The 21,739-nt window shown below is 70.5% G+C and carries 19 protein-coding genes and 1 riboswitch; of the genes, 14 read left to right on the top strand and 5 right to left on the bottom strand.

Translation table 11 applies throughout. The annotated features are described in order from the left end of the window. Nucleotides 1-15 precede the first annotated feature (15 nt). On the bottom strand, nucleotides 16-1,998 hold the full coding sequence (locus BM070_RS17585) for a lytic transglycosylase domain-containing protein (protein ID WP_092940649.1): 1,983 nt from the start codon (nucleotides 1,996-1,998) through the stop codon (nucleotides 16-18). A gap of 14 nt (nucleotides 1,999-2,012) precedes the next feature. Here BM070_RS17585 and BM070_RS17590 point away from each other — a divergent pair, with 14 nt between their 5' ends. Beyond that, nucleotides 2,013-2,585, top strand: coding sequence for a 5-formyltetrahydrofolate cyclo-ligase (locus tag BM070_RS17590; protein WP_092940650.1), 573 nt, complete (start codon nucleotides 2,013-2,015; stop codon nucleotides 2,583-2,585). Nucleotides 2,586-2,784: 199 nt separating this feature from the next. Then, on the top strand, nucleotides 2,785-3,483 hold the full coding sequence (locus BM070_RS17595) for a glutathione S-transferase family protein (RefSeq protein ID WP_245785279.1): 699 nt from the start codon (nucleotides 2,785-2,787) through the stop codon (nucleotides 3,481-3,483). A 21-nt stretch (nucleotides 3,484-3,504) separates the two neighbouring features. On the opposite strand, the gene BM070_RS17600 is transcribed toward BM070_RS17595, so the two are convergent. Beyond that, nucleotides 3,505-3,960: a hypothetical protein gene (locus BM070_RS17600; protein WP_092940651.1), complete on the bottom strand. Its 456-nt coding sequence runs from the start codon at nucleotides 3,958-3,960 to the stop codon at nucleotides 3,505-3,507. Between the two features lie 106 nt (nucleotides 3,961-4,066). On the opposite strand from BM070_RS17600, the gene BM070_RS17605 reads away from it, so the two are divergent. The 4 genes from BM070_RS17605 to otsA all read left to right on the top strand — a co-directional run bounded on the left by BM070_RS17605 (nucleotide 4,067) and on the right by otsA (nucleotide 9,514). Beyond that, complete coding sequence (locus BM070_RS17605; RefSeq protein ID WP_092940652.1) at nucleotides 4,067-5,314, top strand: multifunctional CCA addition/repair protein; 1,248 nt, start codon at nucleotides 4,067-4,069, stop codon at nucleotides 5,312-5,314. A 66-nt stretch (nucleotides 5,315-5,380) separates the two neighbouring features. Beyond that, nucleotides 5,381-6,121 carry a trehalose-phosphatase gene (otsB, locus tag BM070_RS17610; protein ID WP_092940653.1) on the top strand — a complete coding sequence of 247 codons (741 nt, stop codon included), beginning with the start codon at nucleotides 5,381-5,383 and terminating at the stop codon, nucleotides 6,119-6,121. Continuing rightward, a complete protein-coding gene (locus tag BM070_RS17615; RefSeq protein ID WP_092940654.1) occupies nucleotides 6,118-8,043 on the top strand; it encodes a glycoside hydrolase family 15 protein in 1,926 nt (641 codons plus the stop codon). The genes otsB and BM070_RS17615 overlap by 4 nt, the downstream gene beginning before the upstream one ends. 58 nt (nucleotides 8,044-8,101) lie before the next feature. Beyond that, complete coding sequence (otsA, locus tag BM070_RS17620; protein WP_092940655.1) at nucleotides 8,102-9,514, top strand: alpha,alpha-trehalose-phosphate synthase (UDP-forming); 1,413 nt, start codon at nucleotides 8,102-8,104, stop codon at nucleotides 9,512-9,514. Between the two features lie 84 nt (nucleotides 9,515-9,598). Here the strand turns inward: otsA and BM070_RS17625 are convergent, their stop codons facing one another. After that, the gene (locus tag BM070_RS17625) at nucleotides 9,599-10,471 is read right to left on the bottom strand and encodes a LysR family transcriptional regulator (RefSeq protein ID WP_092940656.1); all 873 of its coding nucleotides are present in this window, start codon (nucleotides 10,469-10,471) and stop codon (nucleotides 9,599-9,601) included. Nucleotides 10,472-10,613: 142 nt separating this feature from the next. Here BM070_RS17625 and BM070_RS17630 point away from each other — a divergent pair, with 142 nt between their 5' ends. Next, the gene (locus BM070_RS17630) at nucleotides 10,614-11,918 is read left to right on the top strand and encodes an aspartate aminotransferase family protein (protein WP_092940657.1); all 1,305 of its coding nucleotides are present in this window, start codon (nucleotides 10,614-10,616) and stop codon (nucleotides 11,916-11,918) included. Nucleotides 11,919-11,965: 47 nt separating this feature from the next. Here the strand turns inward: BM070_RS17630 and BM070_RS17635 are convergent, their stop codons facing one another. Next, entirely contained in the window at nucleotides 11,966-12,904 is a 939-nt protein-coding gene (locus BM070_RS17635) for an ROK family protein (protein ID WP_092940658.1), read from the bottom strand. Nucleotides 12,905-12,995: 91 nt separating this feature from the next. After that, a complete protein-coding gene (locus BM070_RS17640) occupies nucleotides 12,996-13,190 on the bottom strand; it encodes a DUF2905 domain-containing protein (RefSeq protein WP_092940710.1) in 195 nt (64 codons plus the stop codon). Nucleotides 13,191-13,434: 244 nt separating this feature from the next. Then, a riboswitch (FMN riboswitch) is annotated at nucleotides 13,435-13,600 on the top strand. 123 nt (nucleotides 13,601-13,723) lie between these two features. Between BM070_RS17640 and BM070_RS17645 the strand changes: the two genes are divergently transcribed. From BM070_RS17645 to BM070_RS17675, 7 genes are all read left to right on the top strand, one after another. Next, nucleotides 13,724-14,254: a 6,7-dimethyl-8-ribityllumazine synthase gene (locus tag BM070_RS17645; RefSeq protein WP_092940659.1), complete on the top strand. Its 531-nt coding sequence runs from the start codon at nucleotides 13,724-13,726 to the stop codon at nucleotides 14,252-14,254. Nucleotides 14,255-14,745: 491 nt separating this feature from the next. Beyond that, the gene (locus BM070_RS17650) at nucleotides 14,746-15,660 is read left to right on the top strand and encodes a transketolase (RefSeq protein WP_092940660.1); all 915 of its coding nucleotides are present in this window, start codon (nucleotides 14,746-14,748) and stop codon (nucleotides 15,658-15,660) included. Further along, on the top strand, nucleotides 15,657-16,613 hold the full coding sequence (locus BM070_RS17655) for a transketolase family protein (RefSeq protein WP_092940661.1): 957 nt from the start codon (nucleotides 15,657-15,659) through the stop codon (nucleotides 16,611-16,613). The genes BM070_RS17650 and BM070_RS17655 overlap by 4 nt, the downstream gene beginning before the upstream one ends. A 13-nt stretch (nucleotides 16,614-16,626) precedes the next feature. Then, entirely contained in the window at nucleotides 16,627-18,096 is a 1,470-nt protein-coding gene (locus BM070_RS17660; protein ID WP_092940662.1) for an FGGY family carbohydrate kinase, read from the top strand. Between the two features lie 29 nt (nucleotides 18,097-18,125). Beyond that, a complete protein-coding gene (locus tag BM070_RS17665) occupies nucleotides 18,126-19,109 on the top strand; it encodes an ABC transporter permease (protein WP_245785280.1) in 984 nt (327 codons plus the stop codon). Between the two features lie 37 nt (nucleotides 19,110-19,146). After that, nucleotides 19,147-20,085: a substrate-binding domain-containing protein gene (locus tag BM070_RS17670; protein WP_092940664.1), complete on the top strand. Its 939-nt coding sequence runs from the start codon at nucleotides 19,147-19,149 to the stop codon at nucleotides 20,083-20,085. A gap of 94 nt (nucleotides 20,086-20,179) precedes the next feature. Then, a complete protein-coding gene (locus tag BM070_RS17675; protein ID WP_092940665.1) occupies nucleotides 20,180-21,691 on the top strand; it encodes a sugar ABC transporter ATP-binding protein in 1,512 nt (503 codons plus the stop codon). Nucleotides 21,692-21,739: the final 48 nt, after the last annotated feature.

The following is a 21,739-nucleotide window of genomic DNA, read 5'->3' on the forward strand; positions in this document are numbered from 1 at the left end:
GGCCACGCCCACAATTCATGGCAGATCCTTGGACGGGTCCGGCCGGCTCATGTCGCGCGGGCCCACCGTGCCCAGCCGGCCCTTGATGGACTGCGGCTGGCCGGTGAGCAGGGCTGCGTAGAAGGTGGTGTTGGAGAGCACCTTCTTCACGTAGTCGCGCGTTTCGGGGAAGGGCACGTTCTCTGCCCAGATCGCCGCGTCGAGCACCGGGCCGTTGCGCCAGTTGCGGGGGCGCCCCGGGCCGGCGTTGTAGGCGGCGGCGGCCAGCGCCATGGAGCCGTCGAAATCGTCCAGCGCCAGCTTGAGGTAGGCCGTGCCGATGGCGATGTTGGTGTCGCGGTCGGTGATCTGGTCGGGCGTGAAGCCGGCCATGCCGATCTTGCGCGCCGTCCAGCGGGCCGTGGCGGGCATGACCTGCATCAGGCCCGAGGCGCCGACGCCCGAGCGCGCATCCATGATGAAGCGGCTTTCCTGGCGGATCAGGCCATAGACGTAGGCCGGGTCCAGGCCGATGCCCTGGGCGCGCGCCACCACCGCATCGCGGAACGGCGTGGGAAAGCGCTGGCTGGCGTCGAACGAGGTCTTGGTGCGCTCGCTGGTGTTGATGCAGCGGTCCCAGACCTGCTGGGAGCAGGCGAAATCGGCCGCGGCCAGCAGTTCACGCTCGGCCAGGCCCCCCGGCGTGTGCAGGTTGGTGCCGTAGTTCCATTCGCGCACGCCTTCGCCGCGCAGGCCGAGCTGGATGGCGTAGAGCCCGCGCGCCAGGCTGGGGTTGGCGCGGGCGGCGGCCTTCTCCTCGGCGGTAAGCGGCGCGGGGGCGGGCGGCACCGTCACGCGCTGGCCCAGGTCTTCCAGCGCCAGCTGCTCGTAGAAGCCGCTGGGGCCGGCGATGCGTTCGAGCAGCTTCTTGATCTCGGCGCGGTCGTCGTCGCCCGGGCGCTGGGCCATGAGGGAGCGCGCCTTCCAGTAGATCCAGGTGCTGTCGTTGCGGGCCTCGGGGCTCATGGCGTCGATGGCGCGGCCGGCCACCTTCCACTGGCCGGCGCGCAGGGCGGCGCGCACCTTCCAGGCCAGCATGTCGTCGGTCAGGTCGGCATCGCGGGTGACGTTGCCGTAGTAGCCCAGCGCGTCGTCGGAGAGCGATGCCGCGGCCTGCCGGCCGAGGGCGCCCCAGGTCCAGTTGCGCTCCTCGGGCGACAGCTGCACGCCCCACTTGCTGTCGAGCAGGCGGGCGGCCTGCGCCACGTCGCTGCGCGCCAGCCGGATCAGGGCCAGCACGACCAGCTCGTGGCTGACCTGGGTGCTGGCGCTGGCGCGGCTGGTGAGGTATTTGATGGGGTTGTCCAGCACGTCGCGCAGCTGCGGCAGGGCCTCGGGCGCGACGATGCCGACGGCGTCGCGCACCACGCGCGAGCGGTTCGCGTCGGCGCCCAGGCGGGCCTTGCGCCAGATGTCGAGGGGCTTGAGCTTGCGGCTGGCGAACATCTCGGACGCGGCGTTGGTGCAGCCGTCGTCGCCGTCGCGCTGGGCGTACCAGAGGCGCAGCACCTCGTCGGCCGCGCTGGCCGGGGCCGTGCCCTTGATGTGGTCGATGGTGATGGCATAGCAGCGCACCTCGCGGTCGTCGCCCATGCGGTAGGCGGCGTGCAGGTCGGCGAACTGGCCCCAGTCGCGGCGCTGGCCCAGCAGCAGCAGCCAGTCGTTGCGCAGGCGGTCTTCCTGGTAGGTGCCGGCATAGCGCCGCAGGAAGTCGGCCACCTCGGCGGGCGAGGCGTCCTGCAGGCGGGCCTTCAGCTCCCAGTAGGCGGCCCAGGGTTCCAGCGGGTTGCCGCGGGCGTAGGGCAGCAGGCTGGTGAGCGCCTGGCGGTCGCCCTTGCGGTAGGCCTTCTGCATTTCCAGCACGGCCTCGTCGCCCCGGTTTTGCGCTGCGGCAAGCGGCGCGGTGGCGGCCAGCACGGCGGCGGCCAGAAGCGGTGTCAGAATCTTGTGGATCAGCATGAGGGAATTATGTGATGGACAAAGCAGCCCTGCGCCGCGCCCTGATTGAAGAACGCCTGAACCTGCCCGATCGCCTACAGCGCGCCGACCTGCTGCAGCGCGTGATGCGCATCTGGCTGGTGGACCGGCCCGACACCGTCATCGGTGCCTACTGGCCCATCAAGGGCGAGTTCGACCCGCTACCCGCGCTGCACCGCTGGAAGGAAGACGGCGAGCTGCTCGACGAGCCGCAGCGCCGCCGCATCGGCCTGCCGGTGGTCAACAAGGAAACCAAGACCCTCACCTTCCACGCCTGGCACCCGGGCTGCCCCATGGAAGAGGACGCCTACGGCATCCCCAAGCCCAAGGACACCGAGATCATCGTGCCCACCCTGCTCTTCGTGCCGTGCGTGGGCTACGGCATCGGCGGCTACCGGCTGGGCTATGGCGGCGGCTTCTACGACCGCACGCTGGCCACGCTGCAGCCCGCGCCCGTCACGGTGGGCCTGGGCTTCACGCACGGCTTCATCGAAGACTTCGAGCCCGAGGCGCACGACCGGCCGCTGGATGCCATCCTGAACGACAACGGCGTGGTCTGGCCGATCTAGCGCGGCTGGCTGGCACAAGCCTTCTGGCAGCGCCTGGCCGGGACCGCTTCGCTGGCTCGTGCCGGCCGCGCTGAGGCCTCGCTCTTAGCCGCCGATGCGCGGGCCGCATCAATCGAGCGGCCAAACGGCAACCATGCCGCGCGGCAGGCGCCGTAGAGTGGCCGTCCCACCACCCATCACGATCCCACGAGGCCCCGCCATGCAGCAGATGCAGCTCTATATCGGCAACAAGAACTACTCCTCCTGGTCCATGCGCCCCTGGGTGCTGATGCGCCAGGCCGGCATCGCCTTCGACGAGGTGCTGGTGCGCTTCGACAGCTTCGACGCCGGCTCCGAGTTCAAGCAGCGCCTGGCCGCCGTCTCGCCCACGGGCAAGGTGCCGGCCCTGGTGCACGGCGATCTGGTGGTGTGGGACACGCTGGCCATCGCCGAATACCTGGCCGAGCAGTTCCCCGGCCGCGCCCTCTGGCCCGCCGACGCAGGCGCCCGCGCCATGGCCCGCAGCGCCTGCGCCGAGATGCACAGCGGCTTCGGCGCCCTGCGCAGCGCCTGCCCGATGAACATCGAGGCGCGCCTGCCCGAGGTCGGCGCCCTCATCTGGCGCGACCAGCCCGGCGTGCGCGCCGACGTGGCCCGCCTCGTCGCCCTCTGGACGCAGTTGCTGGAAGCCCACGGCGGCCCGCTGCTCTTCGGCGGCTTCAGCATCGCCGACGCCTACTTCGCGCCCGTGTGCGCCCGCCTCGTCACCTACGGCCTGCCGGTGCCGCCGCACATCGCCGCCTATGTGGAGCAGGTGATGGCGCTGCCCGGCGTGCAGGCCTGGGTGCAGGGCGCGCTGGCCGAGAACGATTTCCGCGAATTCGAGGAGCCCTACCGGCTGCGGCCCGCGCAGGGCTGAGCGCAGCGCCACACGCCCTGCCTACCGGAACTGCTTGCGCAGGAAGGGCTTGTGGCGCGCGATGTGCGCCAGCTGCGCGGCGGCGACGGTGCCGCCCAGGTCCTCGTCCTCCACGTTCAGCACATTGCGCGCATGGGCCAGGGCGCGCTGCACCACGTCCTCCTCGCTCACGCCCAGCTGCGCGGCCAGGTCCATGGCCACGCGGCGCATGGCGCGCTGCGACAGCATCCACATCGCGCCGAAGGCATCCCAGGCCGCAGCGGCCTCCTGGGCGCGCTCGTGCTCGGCCAGGATGGCGCTGAGCGGCTTGTCCAGCACCTCCTGCAGCGAATCCGCGCGGTCCTGCAGCGCCTCGATGCGTTGCAGCATCTCGGCGGCATCGGGCGCCGCGGCTGCAGGGGCGGGGGCAGGCGCTGGAATCGGCAGGCTGCCGTCGGGGTTCATCTGGGCGATGGTGATGATGGGGGGCGTGGTCATGGCGGTGGAGATGATGGTGGAACAGCCGGCGAAGGCCAGGCGCCGACTATAGGCACGCCAGGCCGGCGCCCGGCAGGCACGCGAGCGCCATGGCTACACTGCCCGCATGCAGATCTATTTGGTGGGCGGCGCGGTGCGGGACCGGCTGCTGGGCCGCCCCGTTCATGACCGCGACTGGGTCGTCGTCGGCGCCACGCCGGCGGCGATGGAAGCCGAGGGCTTCCTCCCCGTGGGGCGCGACTTCCCCGTCTTCCTCCACCCCGAGACGCGCGAGGAATACGCCCTCGCCCGCACCGAGCGCAAGAGCGGCCACGGCTACCGGGGCTTTGCCGTGCATGCCGCGCCCGACGTGACGCTGGAAGAAGACCTCTCGCGCCGCGACATTACTATCAATTCCATAGCAGAAGGCCCTCACGGCGCAAGCGCTCCCGGGCTCTGCGACCCCTATGGCGGCGTGCGCGACATCGAGGCGCGCGTGCTGCGCCACGTCACCGACGCCTTCCGCGAAGACCCGGTGCGCATCCTGCGCGTGGCGCGCTTCGCGGCGCGCTTCACCGACTTCCACGTCGCGCCCGAAACCATGCAGCTCATGCGCGAGATGGTGGCGGCGGGCGAAGCCGACCACCTGGTGCCCGAACGCGTCTGGCAGGAACTGGCCCGCGGCCTGATGGAAGCGCGCCCCTCGCGCATGTTCGAGGTGCTGCGCGACTGCGGCGCGCTCGCCGTGCTGCTGCCCGAAGTGGCCCGCCTCTGGGGCGTGCCGCAGCGCGCCGAATACCACCCCGAAGTGGACACCGGCATCCACCTGATGATGGTGCTGGACATGGCCGCGCGCCTGCAGGCGCCGCTCGCCGTGCGCTTCGCCTGCCTCACGCACGACCTGGGCAAGGGCACCACGCCCGCCGACGTGCTGCCCCGCCACATCGGCCACGAAGCGCGCAGCGCCCGGCTGCTGCAGGCCGTGGCCGAGCGCCTGCGCGTGCCGGTGGACTGCCGCGAGACCGCCGACGTGGTGGCCCGCGAGCACGGCAACATCCACCGCAGCGGCGAGCTGAACGCCGCCGCCCTGCTGCGCCTGCTGGAGCGCTGCGACGCGCTGCGCAAGCCCGAGCGCTTCGCCGATGTGCTGCTGGCCTGCGAGTGCGATGCGCGCGGCCGGCTGAAGTTCGAGGAAGCGCCCTACCCCCAGCGCACGCGCCTGGCCGCAGCTCTTGCCGCCGCCCGGGCTGTGGCCACCGGCCCCATCGCCGCCGAAGCCGCCCGCGCCGGCCTGGGCGGCCCGCAGGTGGGCGAGGCCATCCGCCGCGCCCGCATCCAGGCCCTGGAGCAGCACCTGGAAGCCACAGCGCACTGACCCGTCCGCCGACGAATAGCCCATGGCCTACAGCCCGCTGGACCGCCATTTGCTAAGGTACCGGCAATGCAAAAGCTACCGTTGCTGACAGCGCGCCACGCGCTTTTCCTCGACTTCGACGGCACGCTGGCCGACATCGCGCCGCATCCCGATGCGACGCAGGTCCACCCCGGCATCGTTCCCGCGCTGGAGCACCTGCACAAGCAGTTGAACGGCGCGCTGGCCATCGTCACCGGCCGCCGTCAGGCCGACATCGACCACTTCCTCACCCCCCTGAAGCTGCCCCTGGCCGCCGAACACGGCGCCCAGTACCGCCTGGGCAATGGCCTGGAGGGCAGCGTGCCCGTGCCCGACCTGGCGCCGGCCCTGCGCGTGCTCGAACCCATGCTGGAGCGCCACCCCGCGCTGGTGCTGGAACGCAAGAGCGCGGGCGTGGCCCTGCACTACCGCCAGGCGCCCGAGCTGGAGGCCCAATGCCGCGCCGCCGTGGAGCACGCCATGGCCCAGACGCCGGGCCTGGAGCTGCTGCAGGGCAAGTGCGTTCTGGAGATCAAGGCCGCCGGCCCCAACAAGGGCCGCGCCATCGCCGACTTCATGCGCCATGCGCCGTTCGAAGGGCGCATCCCCGTCTTCGCGGGCGACGACGTGACCGACGAGCACGGCTTCTCCGCCGTGCTGGCGCTGGGTGGCATCGGCATCAAGGTGGGGCCGGGCGAGACCCAGGCACAAGTCCGCTGCGACGACACCACCATGCTGCGCGAATGGATCTTCCAGATGGCCTCGCCCGAAGGCCTGCCCGCATCATGAGCACCACCACGCCCCCCACCCCGCCCCAACCGGATGCGCCCGCGGCGGCTCCGGCCCAGCAACCGCCCGCCCCGCCCCAGGCCGCTGGCCGCCGCGTGGCGCGCGAACTGCTGCCCCGGCCCGAGAGCTTCGCGCCGCCGGCCGATGCATCGCTCAAGCTGGGCATGATCGGCAACTGCTCCATCAGCGCACTGGTCGATGCGCAGGGCCACATCGTCTGGTCGTGCATGCCGCGCTTCGACGGCGACCCGGTGTTCAACGCCCTGATCCAGCCCGGCGACGACGGCAGCCGCTTCGCCATCGAGCTGGAGAACCTGGCCGAAAGCCGCCAGTGGTACGAGCCCAATACCGCCGTGCTGCGCACGCGGCTCACCGACCATTCCGGCAACAGCATCGAGATCACCGACTTCGCCCCGCGCTTCCACGCCCGGGCGCGGTTCTTCCGGCCCATGCTGCTGGTGCGCCGCGTGCGGCCGGTCAAGGGCTCGCCGCGCATCCGCGTCACCGCCAACCTGCGCTTCGGCTGGGGCAGCGAGCGGCCCGAGATCACCCAGGGCAGCCACCACGTCCGCTTCGTCGGGCCCGAGCTGACGCTGCGCCTGACCACCGATGCGCCGCTCTCGCACGTGCTCTCCGGCCAGCCCTTCGTGCTCTCGCGCGGCTACGAATTCCTGCTCGGCGCCGACGAGGCCCTGCCCACCGGCATCGCCGACACGGCCCGCTCCTACGAGCAGGACACCATCGCCTACTGGCGCCAGTGGACGCAGCGCCTGGCCCTGCCGCTGGAGTGGCAGGACGCGGTGATCCGCGCGGCCATCACGCTCAAGCTCTCGCTCTACGAAGACACCGGCGCCATCGTGGCGGCCATGACCACCAGCATCCCCGAATCGGCCCACAGCGGCCGCAACTGGGACTACCGCTACTGCTGGCTGCGCGACGCGTTCTTCGTGGTGCGCGCGCTCAACAGCCTCTCGGAAACCGCCACCATGGAGGACTACCTGCGCTGGCTCAGCAGCGTGGTGGCCGAGGCGAGCGAAGGCCATATCCAGCCGCTCTACGGCATCGGCCTGGAACGCGAGCTGCCCGAAGACTTCGTGCCCCAGCTGGCCGGCTACCGCGGCATGGGCCCGGTGCGCGTGGGCAACCAGGCGGCCGAGCATTTCCAGCACGACGTGTACGGCAACATCATCCTGGGCGCTGCGCAGGCCTTCCACGACCGGCGGCTGCTCAACCCGGGCGGAGAGGCCGAATTCACCCGCATGGAACAGATCGGCGAGCTGGCCGTGCGCGTCTATGGCACGCCCGACGCCGGCATGTGGGAGCTGCGCACCCGCGCGCGCATCCACACCTCGTCCGCGCTGATGAGCTGGGCCGCCTGCGACCGGCTGGCCAAGATCGCCGCCAAGCTGCAGCTCGCCGACCGCGCCGCGTACTGGCAGGACCATTCCCGCCGCATGCGCGACGAGATCCTCGCGCGCTCCTGGAGCGACAAGCGCCAGGCCTTCGCCGAGAGCTTCGGCGGGCACGAGCTGGACGCCAGCGTGCTGCTGATGGCCGAAGTCGGCCTGATCGACCCGCGCGATCCGCGCTTCGTGAGCACGGTGGACGCCATGGAAGCCTCGCTCTGCGACGGCCCCTACATGCGCCGCTACGAGGCCGCGGACGACTTCGGCAAGCCCGACACCGCCTTCAACATCTGCACCTTCTGGCGCATCGACGCGCTGGCGCGCATCGGCCGCCGCAGCCAGGCGCGCGAGATCTTCGAGGCCATGCTGGCCGCCCGCAACCCGCTGGGCCTGCTGTCGGAAGACACGCATGCCGAGACCGGCGAGATGTGGGGCAACTTCCCGCAGACCTATTCGATGGTAGGCATCATCAATGCCGCCATGCGCCTGTCCGCGCCCTGGGATTCGGTGATCTGAGCCGGCCCGCGCCGGCCTGCCCGCCCACTCCCTGCGAGCACTTTCCAAGGACCTTTCCATGAGCCGTCTCGTCGTCATCTCCAACCGCATCGCCGACCCCCGCAAGCCCGCCGCCGGCGGCCTGGCCGTGGCCCTGGGCGAGACCCTGAACCAGACCGGCGGCCTGTGGTTCGGCTGGAGCGGCACCGTCACCGAAGACGGCCTGCCCGGCGAAGGCACGCTGCACACGCGCCAGGCCGGCAACGTCACGCTGGCCACCGTCGATCTGTGCCGCGAGGACCACGACAGCTACTACTACGGCTACAGCAACAGCGTGCTCTGGCCGGTATTCCACTACCGGCTGGACCTGGCCGACTTCAACGCCGGCTACATCGCCGGCTACCGGCGCGTGAACCAGATGTACGCCCGCAAGCTCTTGCCGCTGCTCAAGGACGACGACGTCATCTGGGTGCACGACTACCACCTGATCCCGCTGGCAGCCGAACTGCGCGCGCTGGGCTGCCGCCAGAAGATCGGCTTCTTTTTGCACATCCCCGTGCCGCCGCCGCTCATCATGGCCGCCATTCCGCAGCACGAATGGCTGATGCGCTCCTTCTTCGCCTACGACCTGGTGGGCCTGCAGAGCGAGGCCGACGTGGCGCATTTCACGCGCTACCTCGACCAGGAAGCCTCGGCCCAGGCCGTCGGCCCGCAGCGCCTGCGCGCCTTCGGCGCCACCGTGCAGGTGGGGGCCTTTCCCATCGGCATCGACGTGGACGAGTTCGCGCGCCTGGCGGCCGCGCCCGAGGCCATGGACACCTTCCACTCCATGCGCGAGGAGTATTCCCGCCGCCGGCTGCTCCTGGGCATCGACCGGCTGGACTATTCCAAGGGCATCCCGCAGCGCGTGCGCGCCTTCCGCGAACTGCTCTCGCGCTACCCCGAGAACCAGCACAGCGCCACGCTCGTCATGATCGCCTCGCCCTCGCGCGACAGCGTGAACGCCTATGCCGACCTGCGCACCGAGCTCGAAGGCCTGTGCGGCGCCATCAACGGCGACTTCGGCGACCTGGACTGGATGCCGCTGCGCTACATCCACCGCACCGTGGCGCGCAAGCGCGTGCCGGGCCTGTGCCGCGCCGCCGCCGTGGGCCTGGTCACGCCGCTGCGCGACGGCATGAACCTCGTCGCCAAGGAATACGTGGCCGCGCAGGACCCGGAAGACCCCGGCGTGCTCGTGCTCTCGCGCTTCGCGGGTGCGGCCGAGCAGATGAAGGAAGCGCTGCTGGTCAACCCCTACGACACGCAGGGCATGGCCGACACCATCCAGACCGCGCTGCAGATGCCGCTGCCCGAACGCCAGCGCCGCCACCAGCGGCTGATGGAAAACATCCGCGAGCACGACGTGCACTGGTGGCGCAAGAGCTACCTCTCGGCCCTGGAGCAGGCCGGTGAGGACGACGACCGCAGCCATCTGGCGCGCGGCAGCTGAGGCCAGGGCTTCAGCCCGTCGCCCGCCTCTGCGCCAGGCCCGGATGTCCACGGCCTGGCGCGCACCACCCCCTCCTTTGCCCCATCACAGCGACGGCAGCACGCCGCGCACATGGTCCGCGAAGGCCTGCGCCAGCGGCGTCGCCGCCTGCCCCTGGGAGAACGCCAGGCTGATGCCCAGCCAGGGCAGCTCCGGCAGGCCGGCATCGGCGGCCAGCACCTGCAGGTCGGGCGGCACCGCGCAGCGCGTGAGCACCGCCACGGCCGAGCCGGACCGCACCACGGCCGTGAGCCCGGCGAGGCTGCCGCTGGCATAGGCCACGCGGTAGGCCCGGCCCTGGGCCTGCAGTCCCTCGCACGCGGCGCGGTGGTCCAGCACGTCGGGGTCGGACAGGGCCAGGGGCAGCGGGTCCCAGCCCGCCACCGCCGTGCCGGGGCTCGCCACCCAGACCAGCGGCTCGCGCCGCAGCGGCGCCAGCGTGCCGGGCGGCGGCGCGTCGCCCCAGGGCAGCGAGACCAGGGCCACGTCGAGCGCGCGAGTGGCCAGCCGCTCGCGCAGGCGGGGCGTGGGCGCGCACACCACATCCACCCGGGCCAGCGGGTGCAGCAGCGCGAAGCCGCGCAGCAGCTGGGGCAGGAAGGCGGCGGCGTAGTCGTCCGGGCAGCCCACGGCCAGCGCGCCGGCCAGGCCCGTGCCGGTGAGGTCCGCCAGGGCCTCGTCGTGGTGGTGCAGGATGCGCCGCGCATGCACCAGCAGGCGCTCGCCCTGGCTGGTCAGGCGCACGCCCCGCCCCGTGCGGTGCAGCAGCGGCTGGCCGCAGGACTCCTCCAGGCGCTGCATCTGCATGCTCAGCGCGGACTGGGTGCGGCCCACGCGCGCGGCCGCGGCGCCCAGCGTGCCGGTCTGGGCCACGGCGGCGAAGCTGCGCAGCAGGTCGATGTCGAGAGTGGAGGGCAAGGTATCAGCAGCGTTGATTTCAGCCTTGAAAACTATTCGTTTTACTGACATCTGGCAAGTCCCTAGAGTGGCCTGCAACCCCTGTGTCTTCTCTTGTCGCCCCCTCCCCCCGTTTGCCTCTTTCGCCTGTCAGGAGCCCCGCATGTCCCGCAACGACGACCCCGATTTCTGGAACCGCGCCCGCCAGCACCTGGTGCGCTACGGCGGCAGCTTCGCCCCCATGGTGATCGAGCGCGCGGCCGGCAGCTTCGTCTATGACGCGGACGGCCGGCCCATCCTGGACTTCACCTCAGGCCAGATGAGCGCCGTGCTCGGCCACTGCCATCCCGAGATCAGCGCCGTGATCGCCGATTCCGCCCACCGGCTGGAGCACCTCTTCAGCGGCATGCTGTCGCGCCCCGTGGTGGACCTGGCCACGGCGCTGGCCGGCGTGGCGCCGGGCGCGCTGGAGCGCAGCCTGCTCCTCACCACCGGCGCGGAATCGAACGAGGCCGCCATCCGCATGGCCAAGCTGGTCACGGGCCGCTTCGAGATCGTGGGCTTCGCCCAGTCCTGGCACGGGATGACGGGCGGCGCGGCATCCGCTACCTACAGCGCCGGGCGGCGCGGCGTGGGCCCGGCGGCGGCTGGTTCGCTGGCGATCAACGCGCCCTTCGGCTTCCGGCCGCGCTTCTTCGATGCCAGCGGCGCCTACGACTGGCAGGCCGAGCTGGACTACGGCTTCGACTTGGTGGACCGCCAGTCCTGCGGCAGCCTGGCCGCCTTCATCGCCGAACCCATCCTCAGTTCGGGCGGCATCATCGACCTGCCGCCGGGCTACCTGGCCGCGCTCAAGAAGAAGTGCGAGGAGCGCGGCATGCTGCTGATCCTGGACGAGGCGCAGACCGGCGTGGGCCGCACCGGCACGATGTTCGCGTGCGAGCGCGACGGCGTGGTGCCCGACATCCTGACCCTCTCCAAGACCCTGGGCGCCGGCCTGCCGCTGGCGGCCATCGTCACCACGGCCGAGATCGAGGAACGCGCCCACGAGCGCGGCTATCTGTTCTACACCACCCATGTGAGCGACCCGCTGCCTGCGGCCATCGGCCTGAAGGTGCTGGAGATCGTGCAGCGCGACCGCCTGGCCGACCGCGCCCGGGTGGCGGGCACCCGGCTGGAGGCCGGCCTGCGCGCGCTGCAGGAACGCTACGACTGCATCGGCGATGTGCGCGGCCGCGGCCTGCTGCTGGGCCTGGAGATCGTCAAGGACCGCGCCACCAAGGAGCCCGCCGACGGCCTGGGCGCGGCCATCACCCGCGAATGCATGCAGCTGGGCCTGTCGATGAACGTGGTGCAGCTGCCCGGCATGGGCGGCGTGTTCCGCATCGCGCCGCCGCTGACGGTGAGCGATGCGGAGATCGACCAGGGACTGGATCTGCTGGGCCGGGCCATCGAGCGCTGCGTCTGAAGCGTGCGGCGGTGGCGCCGGGGGCCAGATGCTGGCCTCACCTCATTTCAATGCACCAGCGCCAGCGCCGCGTAATCGCCCACCTTGTCGCCCAGCCCGGCCGGCACCAGCTGCACGCCTTCGGTCAGCGCGGGCAGGCGGCTCGACACCTCGTGCTGCAGGCGCGGCAGGAGCAGGGCCTGGTTGTTCCAGAACACGCTGCCGCCCAGGCTGATGCGCTGCAGATCCATCAGCGCCACCAGGTTGTAGAGCATGCGGCCGAGCACCCGGCAGAGTTCGTTCACCACGTCCAGCGCGGCGGCATCGCCCGCGGAGGCCGACTGCATCAGCGCCGCCGCATCGGCCCAGCCGCCTTCGGCGAAGCGGCGCTGCACCGCATTGCCCGCCACCAGCGCCTCCACGTCGCCCCGGTTGCCGCAGCCGCACAGCAGGCCGATCGGGTCGTCCGACGCATAGGTGTGGCCCGCATGGCCGGCATTGCCGTTCTTGCCGCGCAGCACCCGGCCATCCACGCACAGGCCCGCGCCCACGCCGGTGCTCCAGGTCACGTAGGCGCAATGGTCCAGGCCCTGGAGCGCGCCCCAGATGCGCTCGGCCTCCAGCGCGGCGACGGCATCGTTTTCCACCCGCACCTGGGCGAAGCGCTCGCGCAGCGGCGCCTCCAGCGGCACGGCGACCCAGTCGTTGCCCAGGCCGCGCGCCGGCCCGGCGAGGCCGCCGCAGATGTTGGGGTTGCTGACCTCGGCCTGCCCATCGACGAAGAGAAACGGCCCGCATGACGACACGCCCGCCTGCGTCACGCTGGCCGGGTCGATCTCCTGCTCCGCGCAGACCTCGTCCACCAGCCGCAGGATCTGCCGCGCCAGCGCCCCCCGGTCGCCCGTGGTGGCCGTGGACTCGGCCCGCCGGCCCACCGGCGGTGCGCCCGTGCCATCGCTCAGGCTGACGGCCACCTTGGTGCCGCCCACATCGATACAAGCCTTCATCGTTGTCGTCGTCATCTGCCCCCGAAGCCTTTCAGAAAAGAACCGCACGCTGCCCATTGCCGCGCCGAGCGCACATGCCGGGCCTGCCCCATCACACCCACTTGGCGATCAGGCTGGCGACGAAGCTCAGCAGCAGGGTGGACGCCAGCGGCACATCCCAATCGCGCCCGCCCAGGCGGAACCGGAAATCCCCCGGCAGCCGCCCGAACCCCATGCGCCGCAGCAGCGGCGAAAGCCAGCTGATGCACATGAGGGCGAGGAAGACGACGATAAACCAGCGCAGCATGCGGGGAGTGTAGGTGGGGCGCGGGTCCGCCGCGGGCAGGCGCATGCCGCGTCATGAGGCCGCGATCGACACAAGCCCGACGAAGGCCAGGCAGGATCGCGGGCCATGCCCACCCCCGCACGAGCGCCGCGGCCGCCGGTGTGGGCAAATAAGACACCACACCAGCAATGAACGCCATCTGCGGCCTAGAATTGCCGCTCCGGCCCGCCTGCGCGATATCGCTTCGCGTTGTGGGGCCGGAAAAAAGCGTTCTCAGGGCGGGGCGAAATTCCCCACCGGCGGTGATGGTGCATGGGGTTCCTCCATGCGCACGAGCCCGCGAGCGCCCGCTGGCACACCTGCCGGCGGGGTCAGCAGACCCGGTGTGATTCCGGGGCCGACGGTCACAGTCCGGATGCAAGAGAGCGCGAACCTGTCAGGTGCCCATTGCGTCCGCACGCCCTCGGGGATGGTTGCGGCGTTGCCGGCGCGCTGCGGGCTCGTGCGCCCTGATTCTGGTCCACCAGCCGCAGTCGCGGCATCCATAGGCAACCATGAGTCAGCTCCAAGACCTTCCTTTATCCGCTCTTTCCTCCAGCAGCGATGCGAGCCATCCCCGCGATGGTGCGGGCACCCGCTACGCGTTCATCGCAGCCTCCTGGCATGCCGAAATCGTCGGCGAAGCCCAGGCGGGCTTTCTGGCCGAACTGGCCACCCTGGGGGTTCCCTCCGATCAAGTGGACGTTTTCAAGGTGCCCGGCGCCTTCGAGATTCCGCTGCATGCCAAGCGCCTGGCACGCTCGGGCCGCTATGCCGCCATTGCGGGCTGCGCGCTGGTCGTCGATGGCGGCATCTACCGCCATGATTTCGTCGCCCAGGCCGTGGTGAGCGCCCTGATGGATGTACAGCTCCAGACCGAGGTGCCCATGCTGTCGGTCGTGCTCACGCCGCACCATTTCCACGAGCATTCCGAGCACCGCGACTATTTCCGGCGCCACTTCGTCCAGAAGGGTGCCGAAGCAGCACGCGCAGCGGTGCAGACCGTCCAGAGCCTGAAGCAACTGGACGCGGCCCTCGTCGTGTAGTGCCGCGGAAGACCACGCCACAGCGCGGCCTCTGCCTGCCGCCTGCGGGCTGGGGCTCACGCGCAATACTCCCCAAGACGGGGCGGCCAGCTTGCGCTGGGCCGCCCCGTGTTCCATCAGCGCCGCAGCCTGATCCCCAGGACTCGGCGGCGCAGGCCGCGCACCGCACCACGCCGCACCACACCGCACCACACCGCACCACGCCGCCCATTGCCTCCGGGCGTTTGCCTGTGGGCGACTGCGAGACAGCGCTCGCCACAACGGCCAGCGCCGCCGCCCTGAATCCCCCCATGAGCCAGGGCTGATCCCTCCCTGCCTGTAGCGCTCAATCCCAAGCCTCTCCCATGCCTCGCCCCAGAGCGCAGGCTCGGGTGCCCACACCTGGGCAACAGTCCGGCCCGATGGGCTGCGCAGCTTGGCTCAGTGTTAACCCGATGGAAAAAAAGCGGATCCAGGCTTAAATTTGACTACTAATTCAATTATGAATAAATATGCAAAGCCACATTTCTTCCCCGATTGATGCCGCACTTCTGCCGGACCAACCCGCCATCGAGCGCTGGCGCAGCCGGCGAGAGGAATTTGCCCAGGCGCTGCCGGCACGCCGGTCGGAACTGCTGGCGGCAGCTTCGCGCCGGCTGCGGCGCGATGTGATCCGCACCATCGACCACGCGGGCATTGGCCACATCGGTGGCGACTACTCGGTGGCCGACATCATGGTCACGCTGTTCGAGGGAGTGCTGGACATCGATCCCGCCAACCCGCGCCGCGCGGACCGCGACCGTTTCATCCTGAGCAAGGGCCACTGCGCGGCGGCCCTCTACTCCACGCTGGCGGAGTGCGGTTTCTTCCCGCGCGAACGACTGTCGCATTTCGCCGGCCCGCTGTCGCCGCTGAACGGCCATCCGAACCGCCGCAAGATCCCCGGCGTCGAGACCAACACCGGCCCGCTCGGGCACGGGCTGCCGGTCGGCGTGGGCTGCGCCACTGCGGCACAGCTGGCCGACCAGGCATGGCGGACCTTCGTGGTGCTCGGCGACGGCGAACTGCAGGAGGGCAGCAACTGGGAGGCCGCGATGTACGCAGCCCACCGCAAGCTCGGCCACCTGACGGCCATCGTCGACCGCAACCGGCTGCAGCAGGGAGCGACCACTGCAGACACCAACGATCTGGAACCGCTGGCGGACAAGTGGCGCGCCTTCGGCTGGGAAGTTATTGAACTGGACGGGCACGACCATGCGCAGCTGCTGAAGGCCTTCGAGGCACCCGCAGGCGAGCGGCCGCGCTGCGTCATCGCCCACACGGTCAAGGGCAAGGGGGTGTCGTTCATGGAGAACGGCGTCGAGTGGCACCACAAGGTGCCGAGCGCAGAACAGGTGGAAGCCGCATTGAAGGAGCTGGCCGAATGAGTCGAGAACAAGCAAGCGCAGCAGGCACGTTCGATTGCCGGCAGGCATTCGCGGAAGAACTGGCCACTCTCGCACGGCAGGATGCGCGCATCGTGGCCGTGTGCAACGACTCGGTCGGCTCCAGCAACCTGGGCGCCTTCCGCAAGGAATTCCCGAGCCGGGTGGTCAACGTCGGCATCGCCGAACAGAACATGGTCGGCGTCGCCGCGGGCCTGGCCAACGGCGGCTACCTGCCCTTCGTCTGTGCCGCGTCACCCTTCCTGACCGGCCGCTCGCTGGAGCAGGTCAAGGCCGACATCGCCTACTCCGGCTTTCCGGCGGTGCTGTGTGGCATGAGCCCCGGCGTGGCCTATGGCGAGCTCGGCCCGACGCACCACTCCATCGAGGACCTGGCCTGGACGCGCGCCATCAACAACCTGACGGTGCTGGTGCCTGCCGACCCGGCCGAGACCCGCGCAGCCATGCGCTGGGCCGTCGCGTCCGGCCAGCCGGTCTTCATGCGCATCGGCCGCCACAAGGTGCCAGCGGTGATGCCCGAGGGCACCCGCTTCGAGGCCGGCAAATCCGCCACGCTGCGGCCCGGCCGCGACGTCACTATCGTCGCCATCGGCACGATGGTGTCGCGGGCCCTGGACGCGGCCCGGCAGCTGGAGGCGCAGGGGATCGACGCGCGCGTCGTGAACGCCGCGTCGGTCAAGCCGCTGGACGAAGCGACCCTCCTGGCCGCGGCCCGCGAAACGCGCGGCATCGTGACCGTGGAGGAAGCGACCGTGCAGGGCGGTCTCGGCTCCGCCGTCGCCGAGCTCGTTTCGCAACGGCACCCGGTACGCATGCGCATCCTGGGCCTGACCGACTTCGCGCCCACCGGCAACACCGACTTCCTGCTGGAGCACTTCGGCCTGACGGCCGCCAACATCGCCACCCAGGCCGCCGAACTGGCGCGCGGGCAGTGACCGCAGGCAACCCATGAAGAACTGCCTGCTCGCCATCGATCAAGGCACCAGCGCGACCAAATGCGTGCTGGTCGATGACCATGGCCACATCGTCGCCAAGTCGGCCGTGCCGCTGGGTGAACGCTATCCGCAGCCGGGCTGGGTCGAGCAGGACGCCGAGGAGATCTGGACCAGCGTGCAGACCGCCGTGCGCGACTGCCTGGCCCGGAATGACGGCGTGCGCGTGATCGGCGTCGGGCTCAGTACGCAGCGGGAATCCGCCGTGATCTGGGACCGCCGTACCGGCCAGGCCCTGACGCCCGTGCTGAGCTGGCAGGACCGCCGCACGGTGGCCCTGAGCGACCGCATCGGCCACGGTGCGGGAGTGGAGGCCTACGTGCGCGAGCGCTCCGGCCTGCCGCTCGATCCGATGTTCTCGGCGCTGAAGATCTGCTGGCTGCTCGACGGCATCGACCCTGACCGCCGGCGCAGCCGCGCGGGCCAGCTGGTCGCCGGCACGATCGACGCCTATCTGCTGCATCGCCTCGGCGCCGAGGCGGCGATCGAAGTCGGCAACGCCTCTCGCACGCAGTTGCTCGACGTGCACACGTTCCAGTGGGACGACGGCCTGCTCGAACTCTTCAACATCCCGCGCGCCGCGCTCCCCCGCATCGCCGCCTCGGTCGGCCGGCTTGCAGATGCCGGGCGGCTGCACCCGTCGCTGGCTGCCGTGCCGGTGGCCGGCGTGATGGCCGACTCGCATGCAGCTCTGTTCGCGCACGGGGCCTTCCAGCCCGGCGAGGTCAAAGCCACCATGGGCACGGGCTCTTCCGTCATGGGGCTGGCGCCGCGCAACGCGCCGATGCACCAGGGCCTGTGCCTGACCGTGGCCTGGGATGCGGGACAAGGCCCCGCGCAGGCGCTTGAGGGCAACATCCGCTCCGCGGGTGCCACCCTGCGCTGGATCGGCGAGCTCTTCGGCATCGGCAGCGACGAGGCCGCGCAGATCGCTGCGCACACCTCCAGCGACGGCATCATGCTGGTACCGGGCTTCTCCGGACTCGGCGCGCCCTGGTGGGACGCGCACGCCGTCGGCCTGCTGGCCGGACTCACGCTCAAGACCACGCGCAACGAGCTCTTCGCCGCAGCGCTGGAGTCGATCGCCCATCAGGTGGCCGACGTGCTCGCCGCGATGGATGCCAGCGGCGTGCGGGTCTCGCGCCTGCTGGTCGATGGCGGCCCGTCCCGCAACGCCCACCTGCGCCAGCTGCTGTCGGGCTTCATCGGCCGGCCGGTGGTGCATTGCACCGACCCCGAACTGTCGGCCCTGGGCGTGGCGCACCTAGCAGGGCTGGGCACCGGCCTCTGGTCGTGGGACGACCTGCACAGCCTGCCCCGAGCCCAGCAGGCGAGCGACGTCCCCCCCGCCTCCGAAGACGTCGCCAGCCAGCGCCGGCGGTGGCTGCATGCCGTGGAACGCGCGCGGCTGCGCGACCCACGCTGACGCAATCTATTCGCATACAGGAGTCACTCGTGGCTATTACCTCCCCTTCTCCGGCCAAGGCCGCATCGCCGGCCACTGCGTGGACGGACCGGCTGATGGCGCATGTCCCCGCGCTCAGCCTGATCGTGCTGTGCATCGTGTTCTCGCTGAGCTCCGATGTGTTCCTGAGCACGCGCAACCTGCTCAATGTGATCGACCAGCTGACCGTGCTGGGCATCCTGGCCCTGGGCATGACGGCCGTCATCGTGATCGGCGGCATCGATCTGTCGGTAGGCTCGGTGCTCGCCGTGTCCATGATGGTGATGGGCTGGGCCTGCAACGTGCAGGGCGTGCCGATGCCGCTGGCCATCGTGGCCGCACTGGTGGTGGGCGCGCTGTGCGGCACGTTCTCGGGCCTGCTGATCACGCGCAGCAACCTGCCTCCCTTCATCGCCACGCTGGCGACCATGTCGATCGCCCGGGGCCTGGCCAATCTGATCACCGACGGCAGCCAGATCGTGGGCTATCCGGAATGGTTCTCCGGGCTCTCCATCACGCGCTACTTCGGCTTTCTGTCCGCCACCGTGGCCCTCTTCCTGGTGCTGTTCGTCATCGGCCAGATCTACATGAAGTACCGCGCAGGCGGCCGCGCGCTCTACGCCATCGGCGGCAACCCCGAGGTGGCCCGGCTCGCCGGCCTGCCGGTCAAGCGGATCACCCTGGGGGTCTATGCGATGTGCGGGCTGCTGGCGGGACTCGCGGGTGTGGTCATGTCCACCCGCCTGGATTCGTCACAGCCCAGCGGCGGCCTCGGCTACGAACTCGACACCATCGCCGCGGTGGTGATCGGCGGCGCCAGCCTGGCCGGCGGCGCCGGAAGCATCTTCGGCACCCTCATGGGCGTGCTGACGATCGGTGTGCTGCGCAACGGCCTGAACCTCGTGGGCACCTCGCCGTTCGTCCAGCAGATCGTGATCGGCGTCGTCATCGTGCTGGCCGTGATGGTCGATGCCAACAAGCGCAAGCTCCGATAAGAACCAACAAACCCAACCATCCAACCAGGAGACAGACATGTTCAAAATCCGCCGCCTCGCCCTCGCCGCCGCCGCCGGCCTGGCCCTCTGCAGCGCTGCCGCTCAGGCGCAGGCCCCGGGCCAGGGCAAGACCATCGGCCTGGCCGTGGCCAACCTGCAGGCCGACTTCTTCAACATGATCAAGCAGGGCGTCGAAGCCCACGGCAAGGAACAGGGCTACAAGGTGGTCACCGTGGACGCCAAGGGCGACGCGACCACCCAGGTCAACCAGATCCAGGACCTGATCGCGCAGAAGATCGACGCGCTGATCTACATCCCCGCCGGCGCAACGGCAGCGGCCGTTCCGGTGCGGGCCGCGCGAGCCGCCAATATTCCGGTCGTCAACGTGGACCGCAACGTGCCGACCAACCCGGGCGATGCCTTCATCTACGGCCAGTCGGTGGCGGCGACCACCGAGCTCGGCAAGTGGATCTGCGAACAGACCAAGGGCCAGGGCAAGGCGGTAATGATCCACGGCCAACGCGGCACCACGCCCGAAGTCGATCGCACCAAGGGCTTCACCGACGGCCTCGCCACCTGCGGCATGAAGATCTCCCAGCATCAGTGGACCGAGCGCTGGTCGGCCGACGAAGGCAACCGCATCGCCCAGGACATGCTCCAGCGCGATCCGTCGATCAACGTCGTCATCGGCCAGGCCGATGGCATCGCCATGGGCGCCGCGCAGGCGGTCAAGCTCGCCAAGCTGCCGCAGCGCGTGTGGGTGGTCGGCTTCGACGGCGATCCAGGCGCCCTGGTCGCGGTCAAGAACGGCACGCTGGACGCCACCGCCACCCAGCAGACCTGGACCATGGGCAAGATGGCCGTCGATGCCGTGACCAGCATCCTGGCGGGCAAGCCGGTGGTCAAGGACCAGCCGACGGACGCGAAGCTGACGCTGAAGTCCAACGTGGACCAGTTCATCAAACAGCACCCCTGATCCACGGCACGCCGGGTGCCGGCCCTCTTGGGGGCGGCACCCGGCGTGGCCTGCCGCCCCCGGGCGTCATCCGACCTTTCTTTTCAGCCCGAACATGCAATCCACAGACATTCATGCGGACCACGGCGGACTGTGCGTGCGCCGCATCGCCAAGACCTACGGCATGGTCACCGTGCTCAAAGGCGTGGACCTGGACGTGCGCCCCGGCGAATGCGTGGCGCTGCTCGGCGAGAACGGCGCCGGCAAATCGACCCTGTCCGCGCTGATCGCGGGGCTGCTGCGCCCCGACCCGGGTGGCCGCATGACCTGGCAGGGCAAGCCCTATGCTCCGCAATCGCCTGCCGATGCGTTGCGTGCCGGCATCGGCCTGATCCATCAGGAAATGCGCCTGCTGCCCGAACTGACCATCGCCGAGAACATCTTCGTCGGCCGCCTGCTCATGAAGAACGGCCGCATCGACATGGACACCATGGTGCAGCGCGCCCAGGCGCAGCTGCAGCGGCTGGGGCTGGACGTCCCCGCCACCCGCAAGGTGGGCACGCTGCGGGTGGCGGCGCAGCAGCAGGTGGAGATCGCCAAGGCGCTGACGCTCGAAGCCCGGCTGCTGATCCTCGACGAGCCGACTGCGGCGCTGGGCGACGAGGAGACCGACCGGCTCTTCGAGCAGGTGCACCGCCTCAAGCGCGAGGGCGTCTCCTTCATCTACGTGAGCCACCGCCTCGCGGAAATCGCTCGGATCTGCGACCGGGTCGTGGTGCTGCGCGACGGCGAGCACGTGGCCTCGCACGCGACCGCGCAGGTCCCGCCCGCGATGCTGGTGCGCGACATGGTGGGCCGCAGCGTGGACCGCCTGTTCCCCGAGATTCCGGTTCCGCCCGAGACCGCGCCGGTGGCGCTGGCGGTCGAGTCCCTGAGCGCACCGGACGGCAGCTTCAGCGACCTGAGCTTTGCCGTGCGCGCGGGCGAGGTGCTCGGCTTCGCCGGCATCGCTGGCGCAGGCCGGACGGAGGCGATGCGCGCCATCGCCGGCGTCGATCCGATCGCCAGCGGCACGCTGCGCGTCTTCGGAGAAGCAGTCCGGCCCGAGGCGCCCAAGGACATGATCCGGCAGGGCGTGGTCATGGTGCCGGACGATCGCAAGGCCCTGGGCGTCGTGCTGGACCATTCGATCTGGGAAAACCTCGCCTACAGCAATTTCGACAACGTGGCGCCCTCCGGCTGGCTCTGGCCCAAGGCGGGCATGGCCTATGCCCAGGCCCTGATCGAGCGCCTGCACATCAAGGGCGGTCCGCAGCAGAGAGCGGGTGCACTGTCCGGCGGCAACCAGCAGAAGGTGGTGATCGCCAAATGGGTGGCGCGCGGGCCGCGCGTCATCATCCTCGACGAGCCGACACGCGGCGTGGACGTCGGCGCCCGGGCGCAGATCTACGAGGTCATCGCCCAACTGGCACGCGAGGGCATGGCCGTCATCGTCGTCAGCTCGGACCTGGACGAAGTCCTGGGGCTGGCGCACCGCGTCGTGGTGCTGGCGCGGGGCAAGGTGCAGGGCGTGCTGCCACGCTCCGAGGCCAGCAGCCAGCGGGTGATGGAGCTCGCCGTGGCCTGAGTCGCCTCGCGCGACCAGGCCAGGCGGCCAGGCGGCGGGAAGGCATCG

Source organism: Paracidovorax wautersii (assembly GCF_900113035.1).
Classification (GTDB): Bacteria; Pseudomonadota; Gammaproteobacteria; order Burkholderiales; family Burkholderiaceae_C; genus Paracidovorax; species Paracidovorax wautersii.

Coding starts and splice junctions, on each gene's coding strand:
- BM070_RS17585 (WP_092940649.1), bottom strand. CDS start 1,998: ATGCTGATCCACAAGATTCTGACACCGCTTCTGGCCGCCGCCGTGCTG.
- BM070_RS17590 (WP_092940650.1), top strand. CDS start 2,013: ATGGACAAAGCAGCCCTGCGCCGCGCCCTGATTGAAGAACGCCTGAAC.
- BM070_RS17595 (WP_245785279.1), top strand. CDS start 2,785: ATGCAGCAGATGCAGCTCTATATCGGCAACAAGAACTACTCCTCCTGG.
- BM070_RS17600 (WP_092940651.1), bottom strand. CDS start 3,960: ATGACCACGCCCCCCATCATCACCATCGCCCAGATGAACCCCGACGGC.
- BM070_RS17605 (WP_092940652.1), top strand. CDS start 4,067: ATGCAGATCTATTTGGTGGGCGGCGCGGTGCGGGACCGGCTGCTGGGC.
- otsB (WP_092940653.1), top strand. CDS start 5,381: ATGCAAAAGCTACCGTTGCTGACAGCGCGCCACGCGCTTTTCCTCGAC.
- BM070_RS17615 (WP_092940654.1), top strand. CDS start 6,118: ATGAGCACCACCACGCCCCCCACCCCGCCCCAACCGGATGCGCCCGCG.
- otsA (WP_092940655.1), top strand. CDS start 8,102: ATGAGCCGTCTCGTCGTCATCTCCAACCGCATCGCCGACCCCCGCAAG.
- BM070_RS17630 (WP_092940657.1), top strand. CDS start 10,614: ATGTCCCGCAACGACGACCCCGATTTCTGGAACCGCGCCCGCCAGCAC.
- BM070_RS17635 (WP_092940658.1), bottom strand. CDS start 12,904: ATGAAGGCTTGTATCGATGTGGGCGGCACCAAGGTGGCCGTCAGCCTG.
- BM070_RS17640 (WP_092940710.1), bottom strand. CDS start 13,190: ATGCTGCGCTGGTTTATCGTCGTCTTCCTCGCCCTCATGTGCATCAGC.
- BM070_RS17645 (WP_092940659.1), top strand. CDS start 13,724: ATGAGTCAGCTCCAAGACCTTCCTTTATCCGCTCTTTCCTCCAGCAGC.
- BM070_RS17650 (WP_092940660.1), top strand. CDS start 14,746: ATGCAAAGCCACATTTCTTCCCCGATTGATGCCGCACTTCTGCCGGAC.
- BM070_RS17655 (WP_092940661.1), top strand. CDS start 15,657: ATGAGTCGAGAACAAGCAAGCGCAGCAGGCACGTTCGATTGCCGGCAG.
- BM070_RS17660 (WP_092940662.1), top strand. CDS start 16,627: ATGAAGAACTGCCTGCTCGCCATCGATCAAGGCACCAGCGCGACCAAA.
- BM070_RS17670 (WP_092940664.1), top strand. CDS start 19,147: ATGTTCAAAATCCGCCGCCTCGCCCTCGCCGCCGCCGCCGGCCTGGCC.
- BM070_RS17675 (WP_092940665.1), top strand. CDS start 20,180: ATGCAATCCACAGACATTCATGCGGACCACGGCGGACTGTGCGTGCGC.